A 25756-nucleotide genomic window follows, 5' to 3' on the forward strand; every position below is an offset into this window, starting at 1 on the left:
CAGCCTGAGGTGCATCTGCGCCCTGTGGCGGTGGTGCCTTACAAATCGGTCGCCGCTGTCATGGCTGCGGCACAGCGTTTGGGCGTCACCAAGATCGGGATGGTCGGGAATGAGCAGTTCTTGAAATGATGAATAAGCATTTCATTGTGATTTCGGCACATCAATGCTGAGTTCTTAAGGTATGATAGAAAATTGGCAGGGGTTAACCCTGCCATTTTTCGTATTCACGGGGTGAGCCGAGCTTATTCTGAAACGGGTAGCCCCAAAGTTTAATAAATTTATTGATTGAGAGATCAACATATGAAGCAACTTCGCTTGTCTCGTATTGCTGTATTGATTGCAGCGATTGGCTTTGCAGCCGCACCGGAATTAACAAACATCGCAGCAAATCAAGCTTTCGCCCAGGAATCCATGCGTCCGGAAATCGGTCGTATCGTGCAAGCGGCTGGTGAATTGTACAAAGCGAAAAAATACAGGGATGCGCTGTCCAAGATTCATGAGGCTGACGGCGTCGGTGGCAAGACAGTCAACGAAAACTTCACGATAGAGCGTATGCGTCTGTCGATTGCTTCTGCGGCTGGCGACAATGATGCTGTTATTCGTGCTGCTGAAACCATTATTTCGGCAAATAAATTGCCTGGTAAAGACCAGTTGCAAATGATACAGGTGCTGGGGAATGCCTATTTTAAAGCAGGCAATTACTCCAAGGCAGCCCAATGGTACAACCGTTATTATTCTGACGGCGGCACAGACCCTTCACTGCGCCCGTATTTGATTCAGGCGATGTCGCAAGGCGGTGATAGCGCCCGTGCCATGAAAGAAATCAATGCAGAACTGGCAGCAGACGAAAAGGCGGGCCGTACACCAAGCCTGACCAATCTTGAATACCTGGCCAATGACGCGTTGAAGCGCAAGGATATGGCAACTTATTCCAGCGCACTGGAAAAAATGGTTGGCTTCCATGGCAAAAAAGAATACTGGGTCAATCTGCTCAATAACATTGAAAGAAAACCAGGCTATTCCGAGCGTCTGAAGCTGGACTTAATGCGCCTGAAACTGGCTTTGGGTCAGATCACCAAAACTGCTGACTATATGGATATGTCTTTGTTCGCTATCCAGGCTGGTTATCCAGCTGAGGCAACCAAGGTGATAGACGCTGGTTATAAAGCAGGCTTGCTGGGCGAGGGTAAAGATGCTGATCGCCACAAGCGTCTGCGTGACATGGCTAACAAGACTCAAGATGAAGCAAACAAGTCTCTGGCTGCGAATGAAACAGAAGCCAAGGCAGCAAAAGATGGCAATGGTCTGGTCAACATCGGCTTTGGCTATGCGACTTCAGGCAACTATGATAAAGGTATATCCATGATGGAAGAGGGTATTGCCAAAGGTGGTCTCAAGAACGAAGAAGACGCTAAATTGCACCTGGGCGTAGCTTATATCTGGGCAGGCAAGAAGGCCAACGCTATCAAGGTTTTGAAAACTGTACGTGGTAGTGATGGTAGCGCCGATCTGGCACGTTACTGGATTATTTACGCAAATCAGAAGTAATTTTTGCTGGTGATGCAGTAAAACAAAGGGCGCTCATGGCGCCCTTTGTTTTTTAGATGTGAACAAACACAATCAAGTTATCAAGAAGCCCGGGGCTGGCTTTAAATGAACTTAAATGGCTTTAAATACCATGCCAGTCGGGATGCTGCAGTTTCAGCCGTGTTTCTTTCTGTTGTTCTTGAAGTGTGCAATCAAGGATTTATTATTGTTGCGTACCGGTGCAACTGAGCGGTGTATCATTTTAGGTGCTTGTGCACTGCGGCTGATTTGAGCACTGGCATGCTGGCTGACCTGGGTAACCATGGGAACCTGTACATGCAGGGTCTGACCATGTGCAACATTATCATGCTTGAGTTTATTCCAGGTTTTCAGATCCGCGATACTGACACGATAACGCTTGGCGATTGCTGCGAGATTATCATGTTTGCCAACCTTGTAGCTAACCTGTCGGGTAGATGTTCTCTCCATGATCAATTGCGCTTTTTCGGCAATTTCCATGGAAATGTCGTTATCCGGCATTTTGGCAGATTTTGGCACCAACAAGGTAGAGCCAGCCTTCACCATCATCTTGGCCGGGATCAGATTCACTTCACGTACCAGTTCAGGTTTCAAGCCCAATTTGCTGGCCAGCGATTCTATGCGCTCGGTTTTTTGCACTGTATGTGCCGACCAGCTTGAAAGCGGGCCTTGCCACTTATTCAGATTTTCCTTGAACAAGGCGGCATTATTGGTAGGCAATAAGATTTTGGTATTGCTATCACCCGTAATCACAGGGCGGCTGAATTGTGGATTCAGCGCGTTGAATTCGTCCAGCGGCAATTCGGCTAATTGTGCTGCAACCCTGACATCAATATCCCGGGTTTTTTCTATTGTCACAAAATACGGCTCGTTGTCCAGTTTCGGCAAGGCCAGGCTAAATTGCTCAGGGTGACCGATGATATTTTTTACAGCCTGTAACTTGGGCAAATAATTTTTTGTCTCATTTGGCATATGGACCGACAGACTTTGAAAGTCTATTGGCAAGCCCAGCGCCTGCTGCTTCTTGATGGCACGCTGCACCGATCCTTCGCCCCAGTTGTAGGCCGCCAGTGCCAGTTGCCAGTCACCAAACATGCCATACAGTTTTTCTAAATAGGTCAGGGCGGCATCGGTCGAATCTAGCACGCCGCGCCTGTCATCCTTGAACATGGTTTGCTTCAGATTGAAATCGCGACCTGTCGCTGCCATGAATTGCCACATGCCACTGGCTTTGGCCGTTGAGATGGCTTGTGGATTAAAAGCTGACTCAATAAACGGCAACAAAGCCAGTTCCGTTGGCATGCCACGTTTTTCCAGTTCCTCAACAACGTGGAACAAATAGCGCGAGCCACGTTGCACCGTGCGCAGTATGTAGTCTGTGCGTGTGCTATACCAGATCAGCTGATTGGTGACGAGCTGGTTTTCCAGGTCGGGGATAGCGTAACCAGTGCGAATTCTTTCCCATAAATCGGTCGTTTTATCGGTGAATTCAAGCGTGGAAATAGTGCTTGGAAACTGCACTGGAATTTCCTGGCCGGCAACCGGAGCTGGCGCGACAGTCTCTGGTGCAGATGCCAGATCGCGTGAGGACGGCAAGGCATCAGCCTGACATATTTGTGGCACTGTACAAGCGAGAAGAACAGCGGCAAATAGGGGGGTAGGGTTTAGTCGGAATCGTTTCATAGGCAAATAATTGACTAATCGACCATAGTCGACGTGGATTGCAGGATCGTGAGAGTGTACGCAAGTGAGGTTTGCAGCGTCAAGAAAAATGTCAGTTTAATGACAAGTTTTACAAGTTTAAATAGATGTCTGAATAGCATTCAAATAGCTTGGATCTTTCAGCTTGGACTTTATGTCGCTTGCAAGTTTGGGACTTAAGCCCGGAACGTGAGCAAAGGCGGACAGTGGCCGTATTTAAGCGCAATTTGAGTTTTGATGTTTCAGGTTAAATTGCCTATTCCATTAACTTAACTAAATTGCACCAATTTGCAGTGCTGCAATACAATACAGTTTTTCATGCAAAATAGTGGGTTTCTCCATGCAAAACAGATTTAAACCAGTCTTGCTGGCGCTAATGACCAGTGTCAGCACAGCCGGTAGTGTCATGGCCTATGCCGACACCATCATCGATAACGCCCGTGGATACACCCTGAATCAGAATCAGCAATTAATACAATTTCAGGCGCTGGCATTTGATGATGCTGGCAAGGTCATCGCTATCGGCCAAGGGAAGGACCTGGCCGCCAGGTTGCCTTCAGCAAGGCATATTGATGCAGCTGGCAAAACCCTGTTACCAGGCCTGATCGACGCACATGGCCACGTGTTTGCCTTGGGAAGCAGCCAGACCCAGCTGGGCTTGCGCGTAACCAGCAACCTGGAGCAGGCACAGCAGGCAATTGCCGACTATGCCCGCCGCTTCCCGCAGCATCAGTGGATCATTGGCGGGGAATGGAATCAGGCCAACTGGAAATTGGGCCGTTTTCCAACCGCGCAAGAAATTGATATCGTTGTGAAAGACCGGCCAGTCTGGCTGGCCAGGGTCGACGGACATGCAGGCTGGGCGAACACCAGGGCACTGCAATTGGCCGGCATAAACAAAAACACGCCGGACCCGGCTGGTGGAAAAATTGAAAAAGATGCGCAAGGACAGCCTACCGGCATTCTGATTGACAGTGCCATGCGCCTGGTAGACCAGGTATTGCCAGCAGCTTCTGAGGCCGAGCAAAGAGTGGCGCTGGATGCCGCATTGCTGCAACTTGCTCAAGTAGGCCTGACCAGCGTGCATGATGCGGGTGTGTCTGAGCCAGCAGATAAATTATTTCGTGAATATGCAGCACAAGGCAAGCTCAATACCCGTGTCTACGGCATGATACGTGGCACAGATACTTTCTTTGATAAGGTTTCTGCTTCAGGTCCATTAACATCCTATGCGGATGATCATTACGCTTTGCGAGCCGTCAAGTTATTTGCCGACGGCGCACTGGGCAGCCGTGGTGCGGCCCTGATGGCACCCTATTCAGATGCGCCGCATACCCAGGGGCTGTTGTTCAAATCACAGGATGAAATGTCAGCCATGATCAAGAAGGCTGCCAGTAAAGGTTATCAAGTCAATGTGCATGCCATTGGCGATGCAGGTAATCATCAGATACTGGAAGGTTTTGCCGCCTTGCCTGCCTCCATGTCCGCAGATTTGCGTCACCGCATTGAACATGCACAAGTTGTTGCCCTCACAGATATTCCCCGTTTCAAGCAATTGGGCATATTGCCATCGATGCAGCCTACCCACGCGACATCTGACATGAACATGGCGGAAGACAGGGTTGGCGCTGAGCGCATTAAAGGTGCTTATGCGTGGCGCAGTTTCCTGCAACAGGGTTCACGTATCGCTTGTGGCTCTGATTTTCCGATAGAGTCGCCCAATCCCTTCTGGGGCATCCATGCCGCCGTGACGCGCCAGGATATGTCCGGCAAACCAGCCCAGGGCTGGCATGCCGATCAGGCCATGACACTGCTGGAAGCTTTTCGTTGCTTCACGATTGATGCTGCCTATGCTGCGCATCAGGAAAATATTCTGGGAAGCCTGGAGAAGGGAAAGTGGGCCGATTTTATTCTGATCGATCAGGATATGTTCCAGATACCGGTTCAAAATATCTACCAGATCAAGGTTTTGCAAACCTGGGTCGGTGGTAAACAGGTGTATCAGGCAACAAAGTGATTGTCTGATTGAAGCGCCAGCAGCCCGTCTTTTAAATGGGCTTCTGGCACATGGTGACGTGCTAAGCTGTTTTTAACTGTAATTGCGGCTCTTTGATAGGCAGATGTATCAGCGCTGCGCCCACAGCCAGAGTGATATCGATATACCACAACAGATTGTAATTACCCGCTGCCTCAAATACCTTCCCGCCCAGCCATGCACCCAGAAAACCACCCAACTGGTGGGTAAGCATGACGATGCCAAACAGACTGGCCATATTCGCCGGACCAAAAAATTTTGCTACCAGACCAGCTGTGGGCGGCACAGTCGACAAGAAAGTCAGCCCCATCACGGCGGCAAAGACCAGTACCACCGGGCCTGTTTTTGGAGCCAGTAAAAACAGGGTGATGGCAATGGCGCGTGTTGCATACAGCAAAGACAATAAAGATTTCATGCGCCAGTGCCCAACGGCCCAGCCCATGGAAATACTGCCGACGATATTGAACAAACCCAGGATAGCCAGCGACCAGGCACCAAATTCTGCCGGTAATCCACAACTGGCGATGACGCCTGGTAAATGCGTGGACAGGAAGGCAACATGGAAGCCGCAGACAAAAAAGCCGGCAGCCAGCATCAGATAGCCTGGATTTTTCAGTGCGCCGTAAATGGCTGCTTTGGTGCTGACCGGTTTTTGACCGTTTGTCGCATTTTGCATTGGTTTGCCGCTTAGCAGAAAAGCCGCAGGCAAGGCCAGCAAGACGATCAGCCCCAGTATCTGCATCGCATTATTCCAGCCATAGTTCACCATCAACGTGATCGCCAATGGTGCCATGATAAATTGACCAAATGAACCGCCTGCATTCACGATGCCGGTGGCGATGCCACGATTTTCTGCCGGTATCATGCGGGTGGCCGTTGCCATCAGCACTGCCGGACCCGCCATGCCAGCACCGCCAGCGGCAAGCATACCTATGCTGAAAATCAGGCCGGCAGTTGTGGTCATCAAGGGCGTTATGAAAGTGCCCAATGCAACCAAAGCGATGCCAAGGAACAAGACGCGTCCTACACCCAGCTTGTCGGCAATCGCGCCAGCAAACGGCTGCGTCAGACCCCACCATAGTTGACCAAATGCGAAAGCCAGGCTGATGTTGCCGATACCCAGCCCTGTGCTGGTATTCATGGGGCTTAAGAAAAGTCCCATGGTTTGTCGCGCCCCCATGGTCAGTGAAAAAGTTCCGGCTGTGCTCAGCAATACAAGCCAGATGGCGGGGTAGTGATTACTTAAACTGGGTTTGGTATTCATGGTGCTCCCGTGTCATCCGACTTTAAATTTAAATGATATTTGTCATGATTGAATATATTACGATCATAATTTATAATGTCAAGACAATTTATTGAACGCGAGGTGTAATCATGAAAGTCAGCAGAGAACAGGCGAATGAAAATCGCGAGCGCATTCTGGATGTCGCTGCACAATTATTTCGCGAACATGGCTTTGACGGCATCAGTGTGGTGGATCTGATGAAAGGCGCTGGTTTGACGCATGGTGGTTTTTATGGCAATTTCTCTTCCAAAGAAGATTTGATTGCGCAGACTTGCACACGCACCATGACGCGTTCGGTAGAGAGATGGAACAAGCTAAAAGCCGCTGCGCCAGAAACGGCTCTGTCGCGTATCGCAGAAAGCTATTTATCGCCGGCTCACCGGGATCATCCTGGACAGGGTTGCGCGCTGGCCGCGCTGGGCTCTGATATGTCGCGGCAAAGCCCGCTCGTTCGCAGTGCGGCTACGGAAGGTACGCGTGGGCTGGTTGATGTGCTGGCAAAGTTGCTGCCTGGTGAGTCGGAACAGGCGAGAGAAGACAACGCCATGGTGGCGTTTGCCAGCATGGTCGGTGCCGTCGTATTGGCACGTGCGGTGGATGATAAAGAATTTTCGCAAAACATCCTGCAGGCAGTTGCCGACACATTGGTGAAGTAGTACCAATGTGTGTCAGAAATGCGTTCTATGTGACGTAACCTGTCATTGTTGTCTGCGGATTTTTTTGTATATGGCAGGACTTTGATTGTGTCACCAGCAAGCCCTACATCTTCCTGCATTTAATCTTCGTTTCTGTGCAGGTCAAATTGCAATGCCGCCAGTTTGGCATACACGCCGCCATGCTCTACCAGGGACGCGTGGGTGCCGGTTTCAACGATGCGGCCATGTTCCATGACAATGATACGGTCAGCACGCTGCACGGTGGCCAGTCTGTGTGCAATGATCAGCGTGGTGCGGCCTTGCATGGCGACTTCCAGCGCACCTTGCACCAGGCGCTCGGATTCTGCATCGAGTGCGCTGGTCGCTTCATCCAGCAATAATAGTGGTGGATTTTTCAACAGGGCGCGCGCGATGGCTATCCTTTGCCGCTGGCCGCCAGACAGGCGTACACCACGTTCGCCGAGGAAGGATTGATAGCCTTCAGGCAGCCTTTCAATGAATTCATGGGCAGCCGCCATTTTTGCAGCGGCAATGACATCGGCATCGCTGGCGTCAGCACGGCCATAGCGTATGTTTTCCAGCGCATTGGCCGAGAAAATGATGGTGTCCTGCGGCACGACGCCGATTGCCTCACGCAAGGTGTGCAGATCAAGTTGACGGATATTGACGCCATCAAGCCGGATTTCACCACCTTGCGGATCATAAAAACGCAGCAATAACTGGAACAGCGTAGTTTTTCCCGCACCGGAAGAACCCACGACGGCAACCGTTTCACCAGGACGTATATCCAGATTCACATTCGACAGGGCAGCAGTGTTGGGGCGCGATGGATAGTGGAATTCCAGTCCTTGCAACGATAATGATGCCCCCTTTGATTCATGGGCCAGGCGTATTGGCAATGACAATGCCTGAGCCGGGTTTTGTATCGGTGATTTGACTTCTATCAATTCCAGCAGACGTTCTGTGGCACCAGCAGCGCGCTGGGCATCGCCCATTACTTCAGAAAGCGCACCGATGGCACCTGCAACGATGGAAGCATATAAAATAAACTGTCCCAGTTCACCACCACTCATGCGGCCCTGCATGACAGCATGCGCACCCAGCCATAGTACAAACACGATCGCGCCAAACACCAGCAGTATCGCCATCATCGTCAGCAAAGACCGTGCGCGTATGCGGCGCATGGCAGTTTTGAATGCGCCTTCTACCGAGCTTGAAAACCGCCCGGCCTCTATATGCTCATGCGTAAAAGCCTGTACGGTGGGCATGGCATTCAAAATTTCACCGGCGATGGCCGATGCATCTGCAATGCGGTCTTGTGAATCGCGTGACAGCTTGCGTACACGGCGGCCAAAAAAGACGATAGGCAATACCACCATCGCCAGCATGACAATAATGATCGATGACAATTTGGGGCTGGTCACAAACAGCATGACCAGCCCACCCAAAAAGAGCAGGAAGTTGCGCAGGGCCATTGATATGCTGGTGCCAACCACAGTCTGTATCAGGGTTGTGTCAGTCGTCAGACGCGACAAGACTTCACCGGTTTGCGTGGTTTCGAAAAATTCAGGGCTTTGTGTTACTACGTGTGAATAGACAGCATTGCGTATATCTGCAGTAACACGCTCACCCAGCCATGACACCAGATAAAAGCGGGCCGCCGTTGCTACACCAAGCACGCAGGCGACAGCAAACAGGGCGATAAAGGTCAGATCCACATGCTTGATGCTTTTATCCCCGCCGCCAAAACCCAGGTCTATCATCTGCCGGAAAGCATAAGGGATTGCCAGGGTTGCCGAAGCAGCAACCAGTAAAGCGATACCAGCGAGTAGGAACTGACTTTTATAGGGGCTTAAGAATGGCAGCAAACCTTTCAGGGTTTCCAGGCTGCTGCGCTGGGAGACTTCAGTCTTGGAAGGGGGTTGTGTCATGCGCAGTCCTGTTGAAGATGCAAACGTCAGCTAAACAATAGCAAAGAAGGTAGATGATGTTGCAGTTGTCAATATCAATAGCAATTGTCAGTCTTTTTATGTGAATCAATTGATAGTTGCCAATTGTGGCGGTTACGTCAGCAGATTTTGTCAACAAATGTATCTTGTCAAACGTTGATGCAGCATTCTTAACAGAAAGGCAGATATGCGTATCCGCATCCAGCAAGTCAGGACCATCATTAGCTTGATAACAATTACTTCGGCAATTGCGGCAAGCAGCATTTTACTCAGTGGCTGTCAAAGCACCATGACACGCGTCAATGATTGCAAAGTGGGTGACTGGGTCAGTATCGGTACGAAAGATGGCGCAGAGGGCCTGGACAAGCGTTTTGATGATCGCCGCCGTTTTTGTTCACTGGTTGATGGCGACAAGATCAAGGCTGAATCATCCGCCAACTATGATCAGGGCTGGTTGCTGGGAAATTATCAATACTGGTCAAGCCTAGGCCGTGAAGACGGGCGTGCTGCCCGTGCCATCAGCTATTTCGAGAGCCAGTCAAAATCACAGACTACTCAGCGTAATCACACGCCCTTGAATCACCACGCCTATGAACAAGGCTGGCAGCAGGGTAATGCAGATTACTGGTATCAGACTGGCATGCAGGACGGCAAAGCCGCACGCAATGCTGGTGAAGAAGAATCAAGGGCAAAGGCCGGCGCGGCAATCGGTTTTCAGTTGGCCGCGTATCAGCATGGCTGGCGCGATGGCAATTATGCCTATTGGGAGCAAACTGGATATCAGGATGCACATGACGGGATTCCCGACCTTGAGTTACAAGGCAGGGCTAAAAAGGCTGCGTCAGCCGGGTTGCTGGTACGTGAAGATGCCTATCACACTGGCTGGAGCCGTGAGATCGTCGAATACTGGAAAAACCTGGGCTGGAATGATGCTGTTTCTGGCCGTGATATTCATACCCGGCGTGACGATGCGCAAAAGCGCGGATTAAAGATCTTTGAGACTGAATACCAGAAAAAATGGGAACAGCGACTGCAACAATACTGGCAAGACATGGGCAATAAAGATGGCTATGGATATCCTGACCAGTTAGAGCAACGCATGGCGAACGCCCGTCGCGACAATGTATTTGTGATTGCGCAGACCCGCGCTCTGTATCAACAGGCATGGGCAAATCAAAATGCGCGTTACTGCACCGTTGAGAATGCATTTAACTGGGGACGGCAAAATCAGGCGATGGCGGTGGAGGTCTGCAATGCCGGCATGCAAAACCAGTTAAGACGCGCCTTGCTGGGCGGTCAGGATTACGAAAACCTGGCGCGCAGGCAGCGTGATGCACACAATGACTTGCTCGTCAATAATGACCGTTATGAAGATGCCGAACGTAAATTGCGCCGTCTTGAGCAGGAAATCAAACGCGATCAGGACGACAAAAATCGCCCAAAAAATGAAGACACTGCCAATATCGATAAAAGGCGTGAGCGCGAACATCATGATCTGCACGACATCATGAATAATGTGCGCCGCAAGATTGATGAGCTGAAAACATGGGAATTTCGTTATGAGCAGCAGATGCAGCAAATCAAGCGTGATCTCTACCTGAATTGAAGTCTTATAACTTGTTCACAAATCGGGCTTGCAACGACTGTGTGATCGGCGTGTAGAATTAGAGGAATTGATATGCAGTAGATATTCTCGCGCTGAAAGCCAAGTGATGAAACGTGTATTGAAATGGATAGCCCTGATATTGTTGCTGCTGGTCCTGACGCTGGGGGCGGCACTGGGCTGGTATTTGCACGGCAAGCGTGTTGAGCGCTCTGGCAGCGTCAATCTGCAAAACCTCAGTGCAGAAGTCATCGTTCAGTATGATGAACGCGGCGTCCCGCATATCCAGGCAAAAAACGAAGCCGATATGTATCGTGCCCTTGGTTATGTACATGCCCAGGACCGGCTGTTCCAGATGGAAATGGTACGCCGCCTGGCCAATGGTGAGCTGGCAGAAATACTGGGCCCCAAACTGCTGGATCTGGATCGCCTGTTCCGCACTCTGGGCTTGCGCGCGCATGCGACCGCTTATGCTGCAAAGCTCGATAAAACCGCAGCCTCTAGCAAAGCACTGGATGCGTATCTTGATGGTATCAACCAGTTCCAGGCCACCCACCCGGCCCCGCTGGAATTTGATTTGCTGCATATTCCCAAACGTCCCTTTACGCCAGCAGACACGATCGCTGTATCTGGTTATATGGCCTATAGCTTTGCTGCTGCGTTTCGTACTGAACCCGTCCTGACGCATATCCGTGACAAGCTTGGCCCAGAGTACCTGCGTATCTTCGATCTCGATAATCATCCCCAGGGCGCGTTGCAGGCATCGCGCCAGCTTGATGCCGGCGACTGGCAAAAACTGGATCGGCTGGCCCAGCTCAGCCAGCAGGCAATAGAACAAACCGGTTTGCCACAATTTGAAGGCAGCAACGCCTGGGTGGTGGCGGGTAGCCACACTGCCAGCGGCAAACCTTTGCTGGCCGGTGATCCCCATATCGCTTTCTCTGCACCATCGGTCTGGTATGAAGCGCATTTGTCGGCACCGGGCTTTGAATTGTATGGTCATCATCAGGCCCTGAACCCCATGGCCTTGTTGGGACATAACCAGCAATTTGGCTGGAGTCTGACCATGTTTCAAAATGATGACCTGGATTTGATCGCGGAAAAAGTCAACCCGCAAAACCCGGAGCAGGTCTGGTATCACGGTCAGTGGGTCAATATGCAGACACGCGAAGAAACCATCGCCGTCAAAGGCGCGCCGACAGTGACCCTGAAACTGAGAAGCTCGCCGCATGGGCCTATTATTACCGATGCCTTCAAAGACAATTTCGGTAGCACACCAGTGGCAATGTGGTGGGCTTTCCTGGAAACTGAAAACCCGGTGCTGGATGCCTTCTATGAATTGAATCGCGCCGAAACCCTGCAAAAAGCCAGAGCCGCCGCAAGCAAGATACATGCACCCGGCCTGAACGTGGTGTGGGCCAATGCCAGTGGTGATATAGGCTGGTGGGCTGCTGCCAAACTCGTCAAACGACCAGCTGCCGTCAACCCCGCACTGATACTCGATGGCAGTACCGAGCAGGCTGACAAGCTTGGTTACTCGCCATTTTCAGATAACCCGCAAGAAGAAAATCCTGCACGTGGATATATCATTTCTGCCAATCGTGAACCGGCACAAAACGCAGCCCTGCCTATAGCTGGTTACTACAACCTGCCAGAGCGTGCACGCCGCCTTGACAGCTTGCTGGCGCAAGCTGGCGTGAAATGGGATCAAAAGAACAGCCAGGCACTACAGCTTGATAACAGGACCGATTATGCCCGTCAGGTCTTGCAACTGGTGTTGCCTATCCTGAAAAAACAGGTTATCGACGCCGATGGCCAGCGCTTGCTGGCGCAACTGGAAAAATGGGATGGCAGTTATCAGGCCGACCGTGTATCACCAACGATATTCAGCCAGTTCCTGTATCAACTGACTTATGCAGCGATGGCCGATAAAGTGGGGGAGGTGCAATTCAAGAACCTGTTACGCACACGTGTACTGGACGCCGCATTACCACGCCTGCTGGCTGATGAGCATTCCCCTTGGTGGGATAACCGCAAGACCAGGGCTATCGAGACCAGGGACGATATTGTCGGTCTTGCATGGCGTGACAGCATCACGCATCTGCAAAATACCTTCGGTTCAGACAGCAAACAATGGACCTGGGGCAGGGCACATACACTGACACATAATCACCCGCTGGCCCAGCAAAAACCGCTGGACAAAATATTTAATGTGGGGCCTTTCCATGTGCCTGGTGGGCGTGAAGTGCCAAATAATTTATCTGGCCCTATTGGCCCGGCACCCTGGGCTGTCGTGTATGGGCCATCTACCCGTCGTCTTATCGATTTCGCCGATGCCAGCAAGGCGCTGGGTATCAACCCGGTAGGGCAAAGCGGGGTGTTGTTTGATGCGCATTACAATGATCAAGCGGCCAGCTATGCAGCAGGCAATTATGTGCCGCAGTATTTGAGCGCAAAAGATGTGGCGGCGCATGTCAGCAGTACATTGGTATTGCGCAGTAAATAAGATGACTAGCGAGGATGACCAGCGAGGATGACCGTCAGCATAAGTTTGAATAAATTGCTTTTTGATACATAAACGGCAATTTGTGCAGGCTTTTTGTAAATATTTAAACCCGAAACTATCCAAGCCCTTGCAAGCCTTATATAATCGCGCTACTTGATCGGGAGAGCGTGACGAAAGTTACCGCCGAAGGGGCTAATACCCAAAAAACTCTCAGGCACAAAGGACCGATCAACGGGGTAGTTAAAAGTTGCCCCAACTCTGGAGAGCGGTAGCGGCAGACACGTTTATTTTTATAAATATTCGCCGTACTACCCACCGAAGGTGCGCACGGGCAGCAAACATACATTGCTCCCGTAATCTCTCAGGTACCAGGACAGAGGGGTATGCGATTTCAGCGCATGCGGCGTTTATTCGTCGGCATGCGCGTGTTCGTCCCTTCAATCTGGCAACCTGGTAATGAGGCACTCATGACGCAAGCAGCGACATCACTCAAGGCAACTCCCCTCAATGCAGCCCATCGTGCGGCTGGCGCAAAAATGGTTGATTTTGGCGGCTGGGACATGCCTGTCAACTATGGTTCCCAAATCGAAGAACATCATGCAGTGCGCACTGATTGCGGCATGTTTGATGTATCCCATATGTGCGTCGTTGATTTGCAGGGCGAAAATGTGCGCAGCTTCCTGCGTGGCCTGGTGGCCAATAATGTTGATAAATTGCAGGTGGCGGGCAAGGCCCTGTATTCCTGCATGCTGAAGCCTGAAGGCACGGTCATCGACGACCTAATCATTTATTTCTTCAGCGAAAACTGGTTCCGTCTCGTCGTCAATGCCGGCACGGCAGAAAAAGACATTGCCTGGATGAATGCCCGCAATGCAGAAACCAATAGCGGTCTGACCATAACCCAGCGCCGCGATGGTGCAGACGCTTTCGCTCTCGTAGCAGTGCAGGGCCCAAATGCCCGCGCCAAGGCATGGGAAGTCTTGCCAGAAACCAAGGCAGCTAGCGCAGAAATCAAACCTTTCAACGCAGTCATCGTCGCCGACACGTCCTTTGGTGAAGTCATGGTGGCACGCACTGGTTATACTGGTGAAGACGGTTTTGAAATTGCCGTATCTGCTGACCGCGTAACAGATTTCTGGAATGCCCTGGTTGCAGCCGGTGTCAAACCTGCTGGCCTCGGTGCGCGTGACACCCTGCGTCTGGAAGCTGGCATGAATCTGTATGGCCAGGATATGGACGAAACAGTCAACCCCCTCGATGCTGGCTTGGCATGGACCATAGACTTGGTCAGTGAACGCGATTTCGTTGGCAAGCAAGCATTGCAAACACAAGGCCAGAATGCCCAGTTCCTGGGTTTGATCCTGCGTGAAAAAGGCGGCATCCTGCGCGCCCATCAAAAAGTAGTGTGCGCACAAGGCGAAGGCGAAATCACCAGCGGCACGTTCAGCCCGACCATGGAACAGGCAATTGCACTGGCGCGTTTGCCTATGGGCGTGTCTGTAGGCGATACTGTGCATGTTGTTATCCGTGACAAGCAATTGGCCGCATCTGTCGTCAAACTGCCTTTTGTCCGTAATGGCAAAATCCTGGCCGTATAATTTGATCTGCAAGCTGTACTGTGTATTTGTTCACTCTTGTACAGCTTCATTTGATTAGCCACTCATTAATTCAAAACAATTTATTTATCTGGAGCCCATCATGAACGTACCAGCAGACCTGAAATACACGACATCCCACGAATGGGTACGCACAGAAGCAGACGGCACGATCACTGTCGGCATTACTGAATTTGCTCAGGATGCTTTGGGCGATATCGTTTTCGTTGACCTGCCTAAAGTTGGTACAGTACTCGACGCTGGCAAGGATTGCGCCGTGGTTGAATCCGTCAAAGCAGCGGGCGATATTTATGCACCGGTGACTGGTGAAGTTGTCGGTATCAACGAAGCACTGGCCGATGCACCAGAATCCATCAATGCCGATGCGTTTGCTGCATGGCTGTTCAAACTGAAGCCAGCCAATATTGCTGATGTTGATGCCTTGATGAATGCTGAAGCTTACGCAAAAAATATTGCTTAATTAATGCATATAAGGTGGCCTGATGGTCACCTTATTGCTTTGGATTTGCCTGAGTGCGGTTTGCCCTGCATAGTTCCGCCTGATATCCCACGTTACTCTTCTGTACCCCATATACCATGACCCGTCCTTCACTGACCCAACTGGAAGCGCATGACGCTTTCATCGCTCGACATATCGGCCCTTCTGAAGCAGAACAAGCCGCCATGCTGAAAACCCTGGGCTATGCTGACCGCACAGCCCTGATTGATGCCATCGTCCCGGCCAATATCCGCCGTCACGATGTGCTGCCACTGGCGCAATTCACAGAAGCCAAGTCCGAACAGGAAGCACTGGCCACATTGAAGGCACTGGCGTCGAAAAACCGTGTACTGAAGTCTTTGATTGGTCAGGGTTATTACAACACGCATACGCCTGGCGTTATCCTGCGCAATATCTTTGAAAACCCTGCCTGGTACACAGCTTACACACCGTACCAGCCAGAGATTTCCCAAGGCCGCCTGGAAGCCATTTTGAACTTCCAGCAAGTCATCACGGACCTGACTGGCATGGACATCGCCAATGCCTCGATGCTCGATGAAGGCACGGCTGCGGCTGAAGCCATGACGTTGATACAGCGCGTAGGCAAATCCAAATCCAATGTGTTTTATGTGGCAGCCGATGTCTTGCCACAAACCCGTGAAATCATAGAAACCCGCGCCAAGCCACTGGGTATAGAAGTACGTACCTGCGCTGGCAATGAAGCGCTGGACAATGATTGCTTCGGCGTCTTGTTGCAATACCCCGGCGTTGATGGTTCCATCATGGATTACCGTGAATACGCAGCAGCCTTGCATGCCAAGGGCGCGATGGTCATCGCTGCTGCCGATTTGCTGGCACTGACACTGATCGCGTCCCCAGGCGAGTGGGGTGCTGACGTTGTTGTTGGTAACAGCCAACGCTTTGGCGTACCACTGGGTTTTGGTGGCCCGCATGCAGGCTATATGGGTACACGCGATGCGTTCAAGCGCAGCATGCCTGGCCGCTTGGTTGGTGTGACGATTGATGCGCAAGGCAACAAGGCTTATCGCCTGGCCCTGCAAACACGCGAACAACATATCCGCCGCGAAAAAGCCACATCGAATATCTGTACTGCCCAGGTGTTGCTGGCAGTGATCGCTTCCATGTATGCCGTCTATCACGGCCCTGCAGGCTTGCGTCAGATTGCTTTGCGCATACACTGCCTGACTGGTATTTTGGCTGGCGGTCTGAAACAACAGGGTCTGGCTATCGCCAACACTACTTACTTCGACACCCTCACAGTCAATGTCGCCAATGCTGCTGCCTACCATCAAGCTGCCCAGGCTGCGGGCTACAATCTGCGTCAGATTAGCGCAACACAGGTTGGCGTCTCTCTTGATGAGACAGTCACACGTGCTGATGTTGAAGCTTTGTGGGCAATTTTTGCCAAAGCAAGTGGCATCACAACAACGCCAGATTTTACGGCGATAGAAGCTGGCGTCAATGATGCTTACCCGGCAGCACTGACACGTGGCACAACTTATCTGACACATCCAACGTTCAACCGCTATCACGCAGAACATGAAATGCTGCGCTATCTGCGCAGCCTGGCTGACAAAGACCTGGCGCTGGACCGCACCATGATACCGCTGGGTTCATGCACGATGAAACTGAACGCCACCAGCGAAATGATTCCTGTGACCTGGCCAGAATTTTCCAGCATCCATCCATTCGCGCCAAATGACCAGACCATCGGTTACCGCGAAATGATCGATCAGCTCGAAGCCATGTTGTGCGCAGCAACCGGTTACGACGCCGTATCCCTGCAGCCAAATGCCGGTTCCCAAGGTGAATACGCGGGCTTGCTGGTGATCCAGGCTTACCACGCTTCCCGTGGTGAGGCACACCGCAATATCTGCCTGATCCCATCTTCTGCACACGGTACCAATCCAGCATCTGCCAGCATGGTAGGCATGGACGTGGTTGTGGTTGCTTGCGATGACAAGGGCAACGTCGATCTGGCTGACCTGCAAGCCAAGGCAGAAAAACATAGTGCAAACCTGGCAGCAGCGATGGTGACTTATCCATCTACACATGGTGTGTTTGAAGAAGGCATACAACAACTGTGCGAAATCGTGCATAGCCATGGTGGCCAGGTGTATGTCGATGGCGCGAACATGAATGCGCTGGTCGGCGTAGCCGCACCGGGCAAATTTGGGGGCGACGTCAGCCATCTGAATCTGCACAAGACTTTCTGTATCCCTCACGGTGGTGGTGGCCCAGGCGTAGGCCCGGTTGCTGTTGGTGCGCATCTGGCGAAGTTCCTGCCTAACCAGAAATCCACTGGCTATGTCCGTGGTGAAGATGGTATCTCTGCCGTTAGCGCCGCACCATTTGGCTCTGCCAGCATCTTGCCTATCTCATGGATGTACATCGCCATGATGGGTTCTGAAGGCTTGAAGGCAGCGACAGAAACAGCGATACTGGCTGCGAACTACATCGCCAAACGCCTGGCCCCGCATTACCCTGTACTGTACAGTGGTCATGATGGTCTGGTTGCGCATGAGTGCATCCTGGATCTGCGTCCATTGACTGATGCTACTGGCATCAGCAATGAAGACGTGGCCAAACGCCTCATCGACTTTGGTTTTCACGCACCGACCATGAGCTTCCCTGTGCCTGGCACCTTGATGATAGAACCGACAGAAAGCGAATCCCAGGCTGAACTCGACCGCTTCATCGATGCCATGATCAGCATCCGTGAAGAAATCGCCAAGGTTGCCAGTGGTGAATTCGATGCCAAGGACAATCCGCTGAAACATGCGCCACACACGGCAGAAGTGCTGATCGCCAACGAATGGCCACATACTTACAGCCGTGAGGTGGCAGCTTACCCGGTTGCTTCCCTACGCAAAAATAAATACTTTGCGCCGGTTGGCCGTGCCGATAATGTTTATGGTGACCGTAACTTGTTCTGTTCCTGTATTCCTGTCAGCGATTATGAATAAGTGCTGATGTCGTCATCGGAATTGAAAGGACATGCTTTGCATGTCCTTTTTTTATATTTTCAATTCAGTATGGGAGAGGAGATTCCTAAACTTAGCAGTTTGGCGAATTGTCTGGCGGCCAGTGGCCGGCTAAATATGTAACCCTGACCTTCTTCACAATGGCGTTCTTTTAAAAAAGCCAACTGGCTTAATTCTTCCACACCTTCGGCGATCACTTTTTGCTTCAGGCTATTGCCCATGGCAATGACGGCACTGACAATAATGCCGTCGTTATCTGTTTTGCTGGACTTTATTTCCTGTACAAATGACTGGTCGATTTTCAGCACATCAATCGGGAACTGGTTAAGGTAACTTAAACTGGAATAGCCTGTGCCAAAATCGTCTACGGCTAGTTGTATGCCCATTTCCTTCAATTGCTGAAGTATGGAAATGCTACCTTCTGCATTATGCATCAGCACGCTTTCTGTAATTTCCAGTTGCAGGCAAGCGGGTTCCAGACCTGTTTCCATCAAAATATTGCGTACACCCTCGATAAAATCCTGGCGACGAAATTCTACGGCTGAAATATTGACTGATATGGATGCAATTCTTAATCCTGCATCCTGCCATTGCTTGGTCTGTGCACATGCTTCCCGTAATACCCAGCGGCCGATAGGAACGATAACGCCACATTCTTCTGCAATGCCGATGAAACGAATGGGCGGAACCATGCCCCATTGCGGGTGCGTCCAGCGCAGTAATGCTTCAGCGCCTGTAATGGCACCGCTTTCCAGATTGATTTTTGGTTGGTAATGCAATGAAAATTCATTTCGCACCAGGGCCAGCCGCAAGTTGGCTTCTATCACCTGGCGCTCAACCGCACGAACATTCATATCCTGTTTGAAAAATTGATAGTTATTTCGACCCCGGTCTTTGGCTTGATACATGGCCGTATCAGCGTTCTTTATCAGGGTTTCTGCATCCTGCCCATCCGCCGGGTAAACGCTGATACCGATACTGGTCGTCACATACAGTTCATTCTTGGCGATTTTGTGTGACTCTGCCAGCGACTTCAATAATTTTTCAGCGGTAAAGGCAGCGTTTTCTGCCGACTTGTCATCGGTTACCAGAATCACGAATTCATCTCCGCCCTGACGACTGACTGTGTCGGAACTGCGCACACATGCGCATAAGCGCTCAGTAACAGATTGCAGGAGTTTGTCACCGGTCGCATGGCCTAATGAATCATTGATGTGCTTGAAATTATCCAGATCCAGAAATAATACTGCGAGATGGGTATCGCGACGTTTCGCCAGACCTATCGCCTGTGAAATTCTGTCGTTGAGCAGCGCACGGTTCGGTAAATTGGTCAGAAAATCATGTTGCGCCAGGTGTGCCATTTTCAAAGCCATTGCCTGTGAAGCGGTAATGTCGTGAAATACCATGACAGCGCCAGCGAGTTTGCCGCTGGAATCATGGATAGGGGCAGTTGAATCTTCTATCGCCACTTCGCTGCCATCCCTTCTGATCAATATCGTTCCCGGTGTCAAGATCGTCGCCATGTCTTGTTGTAAGACCATGGCAACTGGATTCGTTTTAGGAAGGCGCGTATTGCTGTTGAAGAGGGGCATGACGGCAGTGATGGGTTTGCCACGTGCTTCTTCCCTGGTCCATAAGGTCATGTGTTCTGCTGCGACATTCAGATAATCGACATTGCCTCCCATATCAGTACCGATTACGGCATCACTGATAGAGTTGAGCGTAATTTCTGCACGTGCCTTGTCAATGTAAACAGATTCTTCAACAGCTTTGCGCTGTATGATGTTTCTTAAGGATTGCGGTACCAGATAACTGGCAAAGTGGCCTTTGCTTAAATACCCTTGTGAACCTAACTGGACTGCTTCCATGGCGAGCGTCTCGTCAGTGCCGCACAAGGTCAGAATAGGCATTTTGGGCACGGCCGCAATCAATGCATTGAAAGTCGCCAAACCGGTGCTGTCGGGCAAAGACAGATCAACCAGAATCGCGTCAGTGTTCCCTTTTTTAAGATGCCGCAATGCCGTTGACAGATGGGTCTCAGATGTTACCTGATAGGGACCATCTTTCGTTTTGCAAAGGACATCTTGTAAAACCTTAACGTCAGCCATCTCGGGTGTAAGAATCAGAATTTGATAGGCCATGAGTATTCGTCCCTTTTGATGCTGTTAACGTGCCGACTCCGGCGATTTGGTCATCCGGGAATGTGGTTCTTCAGGCTTGGCAATGGCGTTGTAAAGTACGCAGCATGAAAGGATTGCTCGTATTAACCGAATTTGTGTCCCACATTTCTGCTCATTTCGCAAGCTAAACTACGCATGCCACCTCCGCTTGTCTGTGCGATATCCCACAGATAGTGAAGTGAAAGAGAACGAATTTGTATCAACGAAGCGCTATACAGGTTGATACCTGAATTGCGCCGGCCCGAATCCACAAAATAAAAAAGACCTCAGAACTGAGGTCTTTGCTGATTCATGCAGAAGGCAAGGCTTATTTACCCTTATAAATTCCAGCTTCAAGAATCACGTCATTACTGCGGAAAATATAGGTCGTCTTGTTTTCAATTTGTTTTGAAACTGGATTGTTGTAGCGATAATCAACCCAGCCTTTTCCTTTGCTTTTGGCCAGGGCAATGATTTCCTTGCGATAGTATTTGCCGTCAGCATCAGGCAAGTCCAGCATGTTCTTCCCGACCAGTTTGGGATTGATGGGATGGGCGATGACGATGCCGTCCATCCCGCGCAAGTACAGATAAATCGAACCATTGATGAATTCCGGGTTTTTATTATTGATTTCCTGTACCAGCGCGTCCTTGCCATTTTTTTGCAGATACACCATTCCCTTATCCACCATGGCAACTGCGTCAGCGGGATTGTCCTGGGCCAGGACGATATTGAGTTGACTCATAAACAGCAATGCTGCCAAAAGTTTATAGTTTTTCATTTTGTCGTCCCCTGAAGGGTGAAATTTTCTTATTGGAAGCACTTCAATATCAACTTACGAATATACGCATATGTCAGGGTGCTTGTTCCAGACTAGTGGAAATGATTTGAAAACGCAAAGCTTTCAAGGAAAACTGTCTCCATAGTGCATCCGGCCTATTTTCACGCGTAATGCAGGGTCTTGATTTAACTTTTCTTTACAGGATAGATGAGGCGATATATTGCTTTGCAGCAAAAAACTGCTTAAAATATGCGCATATTTCCACATGGCAATTTATGCCTGTCAAAGTATCAAGCCTATCAAACCTTTAACCATCCATTCGCCCATTTGTCCAAGTATCCGATCATGAAAAAAATCCTTTTAGCCTCTTTGTTGCTGGCCTCTGTTTTTACTGCTTCTGCCAATGAAATCGCTCCTGCTGTTGATAAGCAATCTTGCGAAAAAGCCGTTTATCCAAAAGCTGCCCTGATGAATGAAGAAACCGGTACCGTGGTTTTGTCTATCCTCGTCGGTGCCGACGGTACTGTGGTGGACTCCAAGGTAGAAAAATCCAGTGGCTCCAAGGCGCTTGATAAGGCTACACAAAAAATTTACTCTTCCTGCACATTCAAACCAGGTGCCAAAGACGGCAAACCGCAACAAGCCTGGACCAAACTTGAATATGTCTGGAGCCTGACCTGAGTATGTATGCCTGCACCTGAAGCTGGTACAGGAAACAACAAAGGATGTCGTCAGGCATCCTTTTTTTATGAACGGCTGGAAAAAATAAACAGTATTTCAGCTGACATGCCCAGGCCCAATTAGGCTAAAGATCTTCATTTTACTGTCGATAAGTTAACAAGTTTTTAAGCAATCACTTACTTCAAGGAAATGCAATTGACCACCGCAACGACGATTGCAAGCCTGAATTCTGCTGCTTTTAGTTTGTCTGGCCCGGGTTTGCAAACATCAAGGAATTCATCAACGCAGAATGTGGCGGCCACGGCTACTACGGTCACCGCAGCTGCTTCATCGGCCTATTCATTGAATTTGCAGGCATCAAATGTCAATCAGGTACCACTTACTTATGACAAGTCAGGCCTGCAACCCTTTAATCCCGTTCAGGTCTGGTCAAACAATGAAAATGATGAATTGAGCCAGTTGCTGGGGCAGCGCAATAGCCTGGATGGCGCGGCAAGTCGCTTCAAGGGACTGGGTGCGGCCTTGATCGCGCGCTATCAGGCAACACCTGAACCCTACCAGCAGGCAGTAAGCAGTTATGTGGGGGCTGTCTCTGCCTCATCTGCTGTCGCCAAACCGGAAGAGCTGGCAAAGGCCAGTTTTGACAAGCTTGAATATCACCCGGATCAAAGCGTCAATTTAAGTGTCAAACTCCATTCTGGCAGTACCATCAACTTCAGTATCAAGAGTAATGCAAATGGTATCAGTGTTGAGGCAAGCGGCAGTGCCGAACTGGGTGAACTGGAAAAGAAAGCACTCGATACGATAGCCGGAGGACTGGAAAGCGCAGTCGCAGCCTTCTTCAATGGTGGCCACGTCAATCTTGATGCCATATCGAAATTTGATACCAATGTTGTTTCGTCTGTCGCACTGGATATTCAGAGCGCTGACAGTCAGTTAAAGTTTCAAATTGACCAGACGCAGCATCAGTTAAAAATCAATACGACAGCCGGCGCGATTGACATTACCGTTGCGCGTGACAATACGGTTTTACCTGGCAGCACAAGCCAGAGAAATCAGGCGATACAACATTATCTCGCGCAAATTGACAGTGCAAGCTCACGCGGCCATGCAGATGACAAGCTGATTTCCCTGTATAAAGAAGCCTTTACCGGCATGCACAAAATCAATACACAAAATGCTGATGATAATGCCATCAACCTTAATACCGCACCCGTAGACAGGCCTGTTTTCTGGGACCAGTCCATACAACCCTTGCTGACCGGGTTGGCCGATTTTGATGCAAAAATAACCGGGGTGGAAGACGCATCAAATCCAGCGCGCTTACAGGAAACAGATTTTTTCAACTACCAGACTTCACAAAAAACACAGACGACAGGTGGCGGCTTAAGTGGCAAAGTCAGTCAGGTACTGGATTCCAGGCTGAGTGCAGCTTTTCATGAAGAATTGAAAACCGGGAAAAAACCACTATTGACGGAAAGCGCCAGCTCACAAAATTATCGATATACGACAATTGATGACCATGTAACGAGCAAGCTTGTACTGGGTTTTGAAAAAGGTCAGTTGGCGAGCGCACATCTTGAAAAAACGGCGAAACAGTTAACCTCAGTTTCTACCTATGAACTGGGGGTACTGAGAGCAAAACAGAATTACCCCAATTCTCAGCACCAAGTTGACGACTTCAGGGTAACTGCTGATCGTGGTGATAATACGAATACCGAAGCATTGCAACGCACACGCATTATTGCGCAACTTAGCGGGAAGATATTTGCGGATTTTGACGGTTGAGATCGGTCAACCACAAATCCTGCGCTTCTTTTAAAGTGACCTGTTGCGCCAAGTATTTTATGACAAACGGCGTGTTTGAAGCGCCCTTGGTGTCGCCCGGCTGATCTGCTGTACTTTGAAGATATTCACCACCTGGGCCAGTTCTGCGGCCTGATCATTCAGCGCCTGGGCAGCGGCAGATGCCTGTTCTACCAGGGCGGCATTTTGCTGCGTCATATTGTCCATATCAACGATCGCATGGTTGACCTGTTCTATGCCTGAGCTTTGCTCCTGACTGGCTGAGGCAATTTCTGCAACAATGTCAGTCACACGCCTGACGCTGGCGACAACTTCGTCCATGGTGGAACCTGCGATAGCAACCAGCTTGCCACCTTCTTCCACTTTCTCTGCCGAGCTGTCTATGAGGGTCTTGATTTCTTTGGCAGCAGAGGCAGATCGCTGTGCCAGATTGCGTACTTCACTGGCAACGACCGCAAAGCCTCGCCCCTGTTCACCAGCACGCGCAGCCTCTACCGTAGCATTCAAGGCCAAGATATTGGTCTGGAAGGCGATGCCATCTATCACGCTGATAATGTCGACGATTTTTTTCGATGACTCATTGATGGAACCCATGGTGGCCACCACCTTGCCTACCACGCTGCCGCCCTGCGTCGCCACTTCAGATGCTGAAATGGCGAGTTGATTGGCCTGTCGGGCATTGTCGGCATTTTGTTTGACTGTGGAAGTCAGTTCTTCCATGGTAGAAGAAGTTTCTTCCAGTGCGCCAGCTTGTTGCTCGGTACGGTTTGACAGATCGAGGTTGCCTGATGCAATTTCGCCTGAGGCCGTGGCAATGGATTCTGAACCGGTACGCACCTGGCTGACGACAGATGCCAGTTTGTCACGCATGGTTTTGATCGCAAACAGCAGGCTTGATTGATCTTTGTCTTTTACATAGATATCTGTGGTCAGGTCACCTTCAGCGATATGGCCAACCACTTCTGCGGCATATGCTGGTTCACCGCCCAGTTGCCCCAGTATGGCTCTGGTCATGTGCCAGGCCAGCACGCCAACCATGGACATCATGATGGTGCCAAGCCCCAGCAAGATGCCTGCCTGCTGCCAGAATGCCTCATTGATGTCGTCGATATAAGTGCCAAAACCGACAAGCCAGTCCCATGGGCCAAATTTCATGACGGCATAGATTTTGTTGACGGGTCCTTCAACACCAGGGCGGGTACCCGGCGCCTGTACGATACCTATGGTGCTATTCACTAGTGAGGCACGATAGCGCTCACCCGAGATTTTCATGTCTTTTTGCGGAACCCCTATGCGTGCAGCACTGGGGTGTACCAGTAACAGGTCATCGGTATAACCGCGCACAAAAAAATACAGGTCTTCCTTGTGGAAGCTGGAAATCGCCAGTTTTGCCTGCTTTTGTGCTTCTTCCCGCGTCAGTTTGCCAGCCTGCTCCTGGGCATAGGCTTTTTCTATTGCAGCATGCGCCAGGGTAACCAGGTCAGATATTTGTTCAGTACGTTCCTTCATCATGGTCTGACGCAGAGAATATAAGGAGATGCCTGAGATGACTGTGATGCCAAGCAAGGTGATGGCGCACAACAGGATGATGCGGGTGCTGAGTTTCATGGCTTGGTCTCACTTTATATGTGCTGCCAGCAAGGTATTTTTTGCATCAAAACCACAGAATCAATTACGTTGCCTATATATTAATTCCCGGTCTTGCCGATATACCGCAAAATATACTGCTGTGTATATGAGTTCGCGTGTGGCATGGCAGTCTTGTCAGGCCAGAGCCTGTGAAATCATTGTAAGTGAGGATGGCAGGCTTGAGTCAGTGAATTTGCGTATAAACGACAGGCGCGGCGCTTTGTTGGAATTATCGTTGCGCATAGCTGCTGGAGATGACAGCACCTGTATGCTGTCATCTTGGCCGAAGGCTCTTTGTGA

17 protein-coding genes and 2 riboswitches are annotated in these 25756 nt (G+C 50.4%); of the genes, 11 read left to right on the top strand and 6 right to left on the bottom strand.

Annotated features, from left to right (window positions below):
* The coding region (locus ACO0LH_RS19825; protein WP_422940545.1) for an ExbD/TolR family protein at positions 1–129 on the top strand (129 nt) is incomplete at its 5' end.
* Positions 130–300: 171 nt separating this feature from the next.
* Positions 301–1548 (top strand): hypothetical protein, encoded by a 1248-nt coding sequence (locus ACO0LH_RS19830; protein WP_422942869.1) that lies wholly within the window; start codon positions 301–303, stop codon positions 1546–1548.
* 153 nt (positions 1549–1701) lie between these two features.
* Here the strand turns inward: ACO0LH_RS19830 and ACO0LH_RS19835 are convergent, their stop codons facing one another.
* Positions 1702–3249 (bottom strand): transglycosylase SLT domain-containing protein, encoded by a 1548-nt coding sequence (locus tag ACO0LH_RS19835; protein ID WP_422942870.1) that lies wholly within the window; start codon positions 3247–3249, stop codon positions 1702–1704.
* 358 nt (positions 3250–3607) lie between these two features.
* Here ACO0LH_RS19835 and ACO0LH_RS19840 point away from each other — a divergent pair, with 358 nt between their 5' ends.
* Positions 3608–5284, top strand: a complete 1677-nt coding sequence (locus ACO0LH_RS19840; protein WP_422942871.1) for an amidohydrolase — start codon at positions 3608–3610, stop codon at positions 5282–5284.
* Between the two features lie 61 nt (positions 5285–5345).
* Here the strand turns inward: ACO0LH_RS19840 and ACO0LH_RS19845 are convergent, their stop codons facing one another.
* The gene (locus ACO0LH_RS19845) at positions 5346–6566 is read right to left on the bottom strand and encodes an MFS transporter (protein WP_422942872.1); all 1221 of its coding nucleotides are present in this window, start codon (positions 6564–6566) and stop codon (positions 5346–5348) included.
* A gap of 110 nt (positions 6567–6676) precedes the next feature.
* Between ACO0LH_RS19845 and ACO0LH_RS19850 the strand changes: the two genes are divergently transcribed.
* Complete coding sequence (locus tag ACO0LH_RS19850; protein WP_422942873.1) at positions 6677–7243, top strand: TetR/AcrR family transcriptional regulator; 567 nt, start codon at positions 6677–6679, stop codon at positions 7241–7243.
* 119 nt (positions 7244–7362) lie between these two features.
* Here ACO0LH_RS19850 and ACO0LH_RS19855 read toward each other — a convergent pair whose 3' ends face one another.
* Positions 7363–9174, bottom strand: coding sequence for an ABC transporter transmembrane domain-containing protein (locus ACO0LH_RS19855; RefSeq protein WP_422942874.1), 1812 nt, complete (start codon positions 9172–9174; stop codon positions 7363–7365).
* A gap of 205 nt (positions 9175–9379) precedes the next feature.
* Here ACO0LH_RS19855 and ACO0LH_RS19860 point away from each other — a divergent pair, with 205 nt between their 5' ends.
* The 5 genes from ACO0LH_RS19860 to gcvP all read left to right on the top strand — a co-directional run bounded on the left by ACO0LH_RS19860 (position 9380) and on the right by gcvP (position 18382).
* Positions 9380–10798 carry a DUF2799 domain-containing protein gene (locus ACO0LH_RS19860; RefSeq protein ID WP_422942875.1) on the top strand — a complete coding sequence of 473 codons (1419 nt, stop codon included), beginning with the start codon at positions 9380–9382 and terminating at the stop codon, positions 10796–10798.
* A gap of 106 nt (positions 10799–10904) precedes the next feature.
* Positions 10905–13301, top strand: a complete 2397-nt coding sequence (locus ACO0LH_RS19865) for a penicillin acylase family protein (protein ID WP_422942876.1) — start codon at positions 10905–10907, stop codon at positions 13299–13301.
* Positions 13302–13449: 148 nt separating this feature from the next.
* Positions 13450–13538: riboswitch (glycine riboswitch) on the top strand.
* An 11-nt stretch (positions 13539–13549) separates the two neighbouring features.
* A riboswitch (glycine riboswitch) is annotated at positions 13550–13688 on the top strand.
* Positions 13689–13768: 80 nt separating this feature from the next.
* Complete coding sequence (gcvT, locus tag ACO0LH_RS19870) at positions 13769–14899, top strand: glycine cleavage system aminomethyltransferase GcvT (RefSeq protein ID WP_422943108.1); 1131 nt, start codon at positions 13769–13771, stop codon at positions 14897–14899.
* A 100-nt stretch (positions 14900–14999) separates the two neighbouring features.
* Positions 15000–15377 carry a glycine cleavage system protein GcvH gene (gene gcvH, locus ACO0LH_RS19875; protein WP_422942877.1) on the top strand — a complete coding sequence of 126 codons (378 nt, stop codon included), beginning with the start codon at positions 15000–15002 and terminating at the stop codon, positions 15375–15377.
* Between the two features lie 116 nt (positions 15378–15493).
* Positions 15494–18382 (top strand): aminomethyl-transferring glycine dehydrogenase, encoded by a 2889-nt coding sequence (gene gcvP, locus ACO0LH_RS19880; protein WP_422942878.1) that lies wholly within the window; start codon positions 15494–15496, stop codon positions 18380–18382.
* A gap of 59 nt (positions 18383–18441) precedes the next feature.
* Here gcvP and ACO0LH_RS19885 read toward each other — a convergent pair whose 3' ends face one another.
* Positions 18442–20541: a putative bifunctional diguanylate cyclase/phosphodiesterase gene (locus ACO0LH_RS19885; RefSeq protein WP_422942879.1), complete on the bottom strand. Its 2100-nt coding sequence runs from the start codon at positions 20539–20541 to the stop codon at positions 18442–18444.
* Between the two features lie 346 nt (positions 20542–20887).
* Positions 20888–21340 (bottom strand): cache domain-containing protein, encoded by a 453-nt coding sequence (locus ACO0LH_RS19890; RefSeq protein ID WP_422942880.1) that lies wholly within the window; start codon positions 21338–21340, stop codon positions 20888–20890.
* A gap of 345 nt (positions 21341–21685) precedes the next feature.
* Between ACO0LH_RS19890 and ACO0LH_RS19895 the strand changes: the two genes are divergently transcribed.
* Both ACO0LH_RS19895 and ACO0LH_RS19900 read left to right on the top strand, forming a co-directional pair.
* Entirely contained in the window at positions 21686–22021 is a 336-nt protein-coding gene (locus tag ACO0LH_RS19895) for an energy transducer TonB (RefSeq protein ID WP_422942881.1), read from the top strand.
* Between the two features lie 189 nt (positions 22022–22210).
* Complete coding sequence (locus ACO0LH_RS19900) at positions 22211–23809, top strand: hypothetical protein (RefSeq protein ID WP_422942882.1); 1599 nt, start codon at positions 22211–22213, stop codon at positions 23807–23809.
* Between the two features lie 57 nt (positions 23810–23866).
* Here the strand turns inward: ACO0LH_RS19900 and ACO0LH_RS19905 are convergent, their stop codons facing one another.
* Positions 23867–25435: a methyl-accepting chemotaxis protein gene (locus ACO0LH_RS19905; RefSeq protein ID WP_422942883.1), complete on the bottom strand. Its 1569-nt coding sequence runs from the start codon at positions 25433–25435 to the stop codon at positions 23867–23869.
* Between the last annotated feature and the right edge of the window lie 321 nt (positions 25436–25756).

It is taken from the genome of Undibacterium sp. TJN19, from assembly GCF_049339485.1.
In the GTDB taxonomy this organism is placed as follows: domain Bacteria; phylum Pseudomonadota; class Gammaproteobacteria; order Burkholderiales; family Burkholderiaceae_D; genus Undibacterium.

Excerpts from the sequence above, each read along its gene's own strand:
- ACO0LH_RS19860 (WP_422942875.1), top strand. The coding sequence starts at position 9,380 with ATGCGTATCCGCATCCAGCAAGTCAGGACCATCATTAGCTTGATAACA.
- ACO0LH_RS19850 (WP_422942873.1), top strand. The coding sequence starts at position 6,677 with ATGAAAGTCAGCAGAGAACAGGCGAATGAAAATCGCGAGCGCATTCTG.
- ACO0LH_RS19855 (WP_422942874.1), bottom strand. The coding sequence starts at position 9,174 with ATGACACAACCCCCTTCCAAGACTGAAGTCTCCCAGCGCAGCAGCCTG.
- ACO0LH_RS19845 (WP_422942872.1), bottom strand. The coding sequence starts at position 6,566 with ATGAATACCAAACCCAGTTTAAGTAATCACTACCCCGCCATCTGGCTT.
- ACO0LH_RS19885 (WP_422942879.1), bottom strand. The coding sequence starts at position 20,541 with ATGGCCTATCAAATTCTGATTCTTACACCCGAGATGGCTGACGTTAAG.
- ACO0LH_RS19900 (WP_422942882.1), top strand. The coding sequence starts at position 22,211 with ATGCAATTGACCACCGCAACGACGATTGCAAGCCTGAATTCTGCTGCT.
- gcvT (WP_422943108.1), top strand. The coding sequence starts at position 13,769 with ATGACGCAAGCAGCGACATCACTCAAGGCAACTCCCCTCAATGCAGCC.
- ACO0LH_RS19890 (WP_422942880.1), bottom strand. The coding sequence starts at position 21,340 with ATGAAAAACTATAAACTTTTGGCAGCATTGCTGTTTATGAGTCAACTC.
- ACO0LH_RS19905 (WP_422942883.1), bottom strand. The coding sequence starts at position 25,435 with ATGAAACTCAGCACCCGCATCATCCTGTTGTGCGCCATCACCTTGCTT.
- ACO0LH_RS19830 (WP_422942869.1), top strand. The coding sequence starts at position 301 with ATGAAGCAACTTCGCTTGTCTCGTATTGCTGTATTGATTGCAGCGATT.
- gcvP (WP_422942878.1), top strand. The coding sequence starts at position 15,494 with ATGACCCGTCCTTCACTGACCCAACTGGAAGCGCATGACGCTTTCATC.
- ACO0LH_RS19865 (WP_422942876.1), top strand. The coding sequence starts at position 10,905 with ATGAAACGTGTATTGAAATGGATAGCCCTGATATTGTTGCTGCTGGTC.
- ACO0LH_RS19840 (WP_422942871.1), top strand. The coding sequence starts at position 3,608 with ATGCAAAACAGATTTAAACCAGTCTTGCTGGCGCTAATGACCAGTGTC.
- ACO0LH_RS19895 (WP_422942881.1), top strand. The coding sequence starts at position 21,686 with ATGAAAAAAATCCTTTTAGCCTCTTTGTTGCTGGCCTCTGTTTTTACT.
- ACO0LH_RS19835 (WP_422942870.1), bottom strand. The coding sequence starts at position 3,249 with ATGAAACGATTCCGACTAAACCCTACCCCCCTATTTGCCGCTGTTCTT.
- gcvH (WP_422942877.1), top strand. The coding sequence starts at position 15,000 with ATGAACGTACCAGCAGACCTGAAATACACGACATCCCACGAATGGGTA.